Annotated in this window: 5 protein-coding genes and 1 pseudogene; 2 read left to right on the forward strand and 4 right to left on the reverse strand. The window is 48.4% G+C overall.

What is annotated here, in order from left to right; genetic code table 11:
* The coding region (locus Q338_RS15510) for an adenine-specific methyltransferase EcoRI family protein (RefSeq protein ID WP_407059650.1) at positions 1-199 on the reverse strand (199 nt) is incomplete at its 3' end.
* Positions 200-450: 251 nt separating this feature from the next.
* Positions 451-3300: a valine--tRNA ligase gene (locus Q338_RS11585; RefSeq protein ID WP_034295606.1), complete on the reverse strand. Its 2850-nt coding sequence runs from the start codon at positions 3298-3300 to the stop codon at positions 451-453.
* 157 nt (positions 3301-3457) lie between these two features.
* On the opposite strand from Q338_RS11585, the gene Q338_RS11590 reads away from it, so the two are divergent.
* Positions 3458-3667, forward strand: a complete 210-nt coding sequence (locus tag Q338_RS11590) for a heavy-metal-associated domain-containing protein (protein ID WP_034295607.1) — start codon at positions 3458-3460, stop codon at positions 3665-3667.
* A 51-nt stretch (positions 3668-3718) separates the two neighbouring features.
* Here the strand turns inward: Q338_RS11590 and Q338_RS11595 are convergent, their stop codons facing one another.
* Positions 3719-4183: an OB-fold protein gene (locus tag Q338_RS11595; protein ID WP_034295609.1), complete on the reverse strand. Its 465-nt coding sequence runs from the start codon at positions 4181-4183 to the stop codon at positions 3719-3721.
* Between the two features lie 139 nt (positions 4184-4322).
* Between Q338_RS11595 and Q338_RS11600 the strand changes: the two genes are divergently transcribed.
* The gene (locus Q338_RS11600) at positions 4323-6479 is read left to right on the forward strand and encodes a heavy metal translocating P-type ATPase (RefSeq protein ID WP_034295611.1); all 2157 of its coding nucleotides are present in this window, start codon (positions 4323-4325) and stop codon (positions 6477-6479) included.
* Positions 6480-6683: 204 nt separating this feature from the next.
* On the opposite strand, the pseudogene Q338_RS14920 reads toward Q338_RS11600, so the two are convergent.
* Positions 6684-6992: pseudogene (locus Q338_RS14920) on the reverse strand (hypothetical protein); the annotation flags it as partial.

The following is a 6992-nucleotide window of genomic DNA, read 5'->3' on the forward strand; positions in this document are numbered from 1 at the left end:
TGAAATTAGACCATTCGGGGTCATCGCAAGGCAGAAGAATGGTTTTGCCACGAAACACATTTTCATCAAAATCAAGATAGGCATTCATCTCTTTTTCAATGTCATGATATTGCGTGTAAAACTCGTCATTTTTGGCTTTTTTGGCGTTAGAAAGATTGGAATTTTTAACTTTTGACATCTCAATCTCCCAAAAAAGCATGGAAAGATTGAGAAAGAGAAATTACGCTAGTGTTGCGTGTTGCGTGTTGCGTGTTGCGTGTTGCGTGTTGCGTGTTGCGTGTTGCGTGTTGCGTGTTCATTTTTAAGCCTTATTTAATTTTGTCAAGTATTTTTACATAAGTAAACAAAATTATGTATCAAAACACAATGTTTGTCATCTTAAATTTGAGTTTTCAGGCAGCCTGAAAGCCAAAATCCCACTTTCAGGCTGCCTGAATACCGATTTTCAACTTACTTCAATTTATCCAACGCCACCTGAATTTTCGCCATTTTCTCTTGCAAATCAGCCAATTCCGCTTTGTCTTTTTCCACCAAATGCGCGGGGGCTTTGTCCACATAGCCTGCTTTGGACAATTTCGCGTTCAGTTTATCCAAAGCCTTGTTCAGCTTTTCGGCTTCCTTGTTCAGACGCGCGGTTTCGGCGGCTTTGTCCACTTCCACTTTCAACATCAAACGCGCACCATTGCACACGGCAACGGGCGCATCTTCGCTTTCAGGCAGTGTGGCAACTTGCGTGGCTTCGGTTAAACGCGCCATCATCGGTAGATATTTCAAATAATCCGCCAAATCGTCCGCGCTTTCCACAAATAATGGTGCTTTCACGCTCGGTGCAATGCCCATTTCGCCACGCAAATTACGCACCGCGCCAATCAAGTCTTGCAATGCCGTCATTTTGTCAAACGCGCCCTGTTCCACAAAACTCAAATCGGCAATCGGGAACGGCGCATTCATAATGCTGTCCGCCACTTTACGGTCGCACATCGGCGCAATCACTTGCCACAATTCTTCCGTGATAAACGGCATAATCGGGTGCAACAAACGCAAACTCACTTCCAATACGCGCAATAAAGTATGGCGTGTGGCGCGTTGGCGGCTGGCGCAACCTGTTTGCAATTGCACTTTCGCCAATTCCAAATACCAGTCGCAATAATCATTCCAAATGAAACTGTACAACAATTCTGCCGCCAAATCAAAACGATAGCTTTCATACGCTTTGGCAACTTGCTCTTCCACTTGGTTCACGCGCCCAATAATCCATTGGTCGGGGAATGAGTAGGCGCGTGGCTCGGTGGCGTGTGCGCCATAGCCACAGTCTTTGTCTTCCGTGTTCATTAAGACAAAATTGGTGGCGTTCCAAATTTTGTTGCAGAAATTGCGGTAACCTTCGGCGCGTTTAAAATCAAAATTCACGCTGCGACCCAAACTCGCGTAACTCGCCATCGTGAAACGCAACGCGTCCGCGCCCATTGCGGGAATGCCTTCGGGGAACAGTTTTTTGGTGGCTTCTTTGATTTGTGGCGCGGTTTCGGGTTTACGCAAACCTGTTGTGCGTTTAATCAATAAGTTATCCAAATCAATGCCGTCAATCAAATCCACAGGGTCAATCACATTGCCTTCGGATTTGGACATTTTTTTGCCTTCGTGGTCGCGCACAATGCCGTGAATGTACACGTCATGGAATGGCACTTTGCCGACAATATGCGTGGTCATCATAATCATACGCGCCACCCAGAAGAAAATAATCTCGTAGCCCGTAACCAGCACATTGGACGGCAAAAATGCTTGTAATTCAGCCGTTTCAGGTTCGCCATCGCGCCAACCCAAAGTGGAAAATGGCACCAGCGCAGACGAGAACCAAGTGTCCAACACGTCTTCATCGCGGGTCAGTTTCAGGCTGCCTGCTTGTTGTTGCGCTTCTTCTTCGGTGGCGGCAACGTAAATGTTGCCGCTTTCATCGTACCACGCAGGAATTTGGTGTCCCCACCACAATTGGCGCGAAATGCACCAATCTTGCAGATTGTTCATCCATTGGTTATAGGTGTTAATCCAGTTTTCGGGAATGAATTTGACTGCGCCGCTGTCGGTGGCGTGTTTGGCTTTTTGCGCCAAACTCATGCCTTTGAATTCAGAAGCGGGTTCGCCGCCGTTGGGCGTGGCGTGCATATTCACAAACCATTGATTAGTCAGCATAGGTTCAATGACGCTGCCTGTGCGATCGCCTTTGGGGGTCATTAATTTGTGCGGTTTCGTGTCCGCCAACAAACCTTGTTCCGCCAAATCAGCCACGATTTGTTTACGTGCGGCAAATCTGTCCAAACCTGCGTATTGTTCAGGCAGCCTGAAAGATTCCAGTACATTGCTGCGGTAATCATAAACTTCTGCCGTTGCCAAAATTTTTGCGTCTAAACTCAATACATTAATCAAAGCCGTGTCGTGGCGTTTGCCGACTTCGTAGTCGTTGAAATCATGAGCAGGTGTGATTTTCACGCAGCCTGTGCCAAATTCGCTGTCCACATAGTCATCGGCAATCACGGGAATGGTGCGACCTGTCAGCGGCAAAATCAAAGATTTACCAATCAAATGCTGATAGCGTTCATCGGTCGGATTAACGGCTACGGCAACGTCGCCCAATAAGGTTTCGGGGCGCGTGGTGGCGACAATCACGCTTTCAGACGGCATATCCGCCAATGGGTAACGAATGTGCCACATGGAGCCATCGCTTTCCACGTTTTCCACTTCCAAATCCGACACCGCCGTACCGAGAACAGGGTCCCAGTTTACCAAGCGTTTGCCGCGATAAATCAAGCCTTGATTGTATAATTTCACAAACACTTGGGTAACTATTTCGGCGCGTGGCGCATCCATTGTGAAATATTCGCGCGACCAATCGGCGGAGCAGCCCACGCGACGCATTTGTTGGGTAATCGTGCCGCCAGATTGTTCTTTCCATTGCCATACTTTTTCCAAAAACGCTTCGCGCCCCAAATCATGGCGTGATAAGTTTTGTTCGGCAAGCTGGCGTTCCACCACGATTTGGGTGGCGATGCCTGCGTGGTCGGTGCCGGGAATCCAGCAGGTTTGTTTGCCTGCCATGCGGTAGTAGCGCGTTAAGCCGTCCATAATGGTTTGGTTAAACGCGTGTCCCATGTGCAACGTGCCTGTTACATTGGGCGGCGGCAGTTGAATGGAAAAGCTGTTTTGTGGGTTTGCTTGGCTCATGTCGGGCTGGAAATAGCCGAGTTTTTCCCAGTTTTGATAATGTTTGGTTTCAATGTCTGATGGGTTGTATTTGTCTAGCATTTTGATGGCTGCCTGAAAAAAATTTTGTGATAAAAAACGCGTTATTATAGCGAAAGTTTGGGGTTTCAGGCTGCCTGAAAACACATTCTCATCAGCAAAGTGGCGTATTTCAGTGCATAATTATTCTTTTTTACTTTTGAACCAGTTAGGAGCAAATATGGAAACCATTACCCTAAAAATTGACGGCATGACTTGCGGCGGCTGTGTCAGCAGCGTAACGCGTGTTTTGAGCGAAACGACTGGCGTGGCAAACGCGCAAGTGGATTTGGCAAGCGGTACGGCGGTGGTGCAATTTGATTCGGCGCAAACCAATGTGGCGGCATTAATTGATGTGGTAGAAGACGCTGGGTTTGATGTGGCGGTGTAAATACAAAATAGGCAGCCTGAACGGTTTTCAGGCTGCCTGTTTTGATTTTGTTTATTTGTTCGTTCCCGTATCTACAATGGCATTTCTCATGATGATAAAACATCTGCCACTACTATCTGTTACACTGCTAATACGTCCTTTCATGGTAACAGTTTGTCCGTTTTTCAAAGAACGTGCAACCATGCTACTTGTCAAACCAACCGCCATTGTCGTAGAACCCGATTTAAGACTGATATTATATTTGTCTGCAGAAGCCGACATCATGGTATTACTTTCATACATACCCAATACTTTACCTGTGGCACGAATGGTTTTACCCACATATTTGTTTTTTGCATTGAGTGGATTTTGGTTTACTTCATTGCAAATTTGAGTCGGGGTTGCATTGGCTACGCTGCCAGCTAATGTGCCTGTCATATTGACCAGTTCAAAAGTATCATTCACTAAATTTTCCATATCTGCCGTACATGCAGATAAAGAGAATGCCATTAACAATAAACCCAATTTTTGATACATGATGAACAACCTTTCTATTAATCACAGAAAAAATGAATGATTTATTGTAAAAAATAAAAAAAATATGTCAAACTATGTGAACAAAATAAGTCTGATGTATTTTCAGGCAGCCTGAACCCATTTTCGGAGACCCCAAAAAATGCCCACCCAACACATCAACCTAAACATACGCGGCATGACCTGCCAAGCCTGCGCCAATCGCATTGAAAAAGTCTTGAACAAAAAAGATTTTGTCCAATCCGCCACCGTCAATTTTGCAGGCGAAACCGCCCAAATTGCATTTGATGACACACGCACCACGCCCAATGAACTAATCCAAATCATTGAAAAAACAGGTTTTCAGGCTGCCTTACCCAATACGGGGCAGCCTGAAAACAACCACGAAACCCATTGGCGCGTGTGGGCTTTACTGGCGATGGCTGCGCCGTTTATGCTGGGCATGGTGGGCATGATGGTGGGTTCACACGCGCTCATGCCGCCACTTTGGGCGCAAATCATCTTGGCAACGGCAGCGCAAACTTATTTTGCCCTGCCCTTTTATCGCGGTGCGGTGGCGAGTGTGCGCGGCGGTGCGGCGAATATGGACGTGTTGGTTTCTATGGGGACTGTGGCGATTTATCTGTATTCGCTGGGCATGGTGCTGGCGGGGTATGGCAGCCATCATGTGTATTTTGAAGCAGGGGTGATGGTGTTGGCGTTTGTGTCGCTGGGCAAATATTGGGAAGCGAAAACCAAACGTGGCAGCCTGAACGCACTTGGCGCATTGCTGCAACTCACGCCCAGAGAAGTCCTTGTTTACCAAAATGAAAACTGGGTAACGCAGCCATTGGACACAATTAAAATTGGCGATATTTTGCGTTGCGTACACGGCGGTCGTGTCGCGGCAGACGGCGAAGTGATTGCAGGCGAAGCGTGGGCAGACGAAAGCCATCTCACAGGCGAAAGCCAACCCATTTACAAAACACTGGGCGACAAAGTATTAGCAGGTTCCATTCTTTCAGGCAGCGTGGACTATCGCGCCGAAAGTTTGGGCGGCGACACGCTATTGGGCGACATGGTGGCGGCGTTGGCGGACGCGCAGGGCAGCAAAGCCCCGATTGCGCGTTTGGCGGACAAAGTGGCGGCGGTGTTTGTGCCAACCGTGTTAGCCATTTCCGCCATCACATTGATTTTAAATTGGCTTATTTTGGGCGATTTGACGGCGGCTTTGGTGCGTGCGGTAGCGGTGTTGGTGGTGGCGTGTCCGTGCGCTTTGGGTTTGGCGACACCAGCCGCGATGATGGCGGGCATGGGTGTAGCGGTGCGACACGGCGTGTGGTTTAAAAACGCGGCGGCATTGGAAGCGGCTGGCGCGATTGAACACATTATTTTAGACAAAACAGGCACCATCACACTCGGCAAACCCGATATTGTCGCCATTTGGACAGCCCAACATATTGACGAAACACAATTATTACAAATCGCGGCGGCGGTAGAACGCCACGCTGCGCACCCTTGGGCGGTGGCAATTGTCGCAGAAGCGGATAAGCGTGAACTGGCTGATTTGCCCATAGAAAATGTGAACACCGTCGCGGGCGAAGGCATTAGCGCGGATATTGTGGGCATGGGCAATGTGAAAGTGGGGAAATTAGATTTTTGTGGTTTCAGGCTGCCTGAAAACTTGGGGAGCAATATTGATAATCCAAACATTTGGCAAATCGCCAGCCTAGTTGCCGTATCATTAAATAATCAAGCACTGGGCGCATTCGCCCTTGCCGACCCACTTAAACCCGACAGCCACGCCGCCATCACCCGTTTGCGTGAACACGGCATACACGTCCACATTTTGAGTGGCGACCACGCCGCCACCGTCCAACACATCGCCCAACAACTGGGGTTGCCCGAACACATGGCACACGCCAACCAATCCCCACGCCAAAAAGCCGAATTTATCCAACAACTCAAACAAACGGGCGTACGCGTGGCGATGGTGGGCGATGGCATCAATGACGCACCTGCGTTGGCGTTGGCGGACGTGGGTTTTGCCGTGCGTGGCAGCACCGACATCGCCGAACAGAGCGCGGATGCCGTGTTGGTCAAAGCGTCCATTCAACAATTGGCGAACGGCTTGTTCACCGCACAAGCAACGGTTCGAACCATTAAACAAAATTTATTTTTTGCTTTTATTTATAATTTATTGGGGATTCCATTTGCCGCGCTGGGGCTGCTTACGCCCGTGATGGCGGGGGCGATGATGGCGTTGAGTTCCGTGTCGGTGTTGGGCAACGCATTAAGATTGAAAAAACAGAAGTTTTAAATTTCAGGCAGCCTTTCAGTACACGACACAATTCATGTAGGGTGCGTATTACGCACCAAGTACACCACAATATTTCAATGATTCCAACGAGTTGGTACGCACGGCGCACCCTACATCATTCTTGATTGAAACATTGTCGCATACTGAAAGGCAGCATAAAACCTGTTCTCTCCCACGCTGGCGGAGGTTAGGTGCAGACTATAACTATCTACACAATTTTGTTTTCTGCGTAAATTGTGCGACGGCGGCACGGATTTCATCAGGTGTCATCTCGTCCAGCAGTTCTTTGGCTGCCAACAATTTCAGATAACCCAAAAGCAAAGCAGGAGCAGTAATCGGACTTTGCCTACGGGTCGCCTTACCCGATAAGCGCATTAAAAACAAGCAGTACTCTCGAGTTTCAGGACTGTCATCGCGCATCAAATGCCAAACATTCAGGCAGCTTTGCGCCACAATCAGCAGCCGTTTAAAGAACGCCTCACCGCTTTCTTGCTGCCAGTCTTCAATATGATG

Origin of the sequence: Alysiella crassa DSM 2578, assembly GCF_000745955.1 — a bacterium.
Classification (GTDB): Bacteria; Pseudomonadota; Gammaproteobacteria; order Burkholderiales; family Neisseriaceae; genus Simonsiella; species Simonsiella crassa.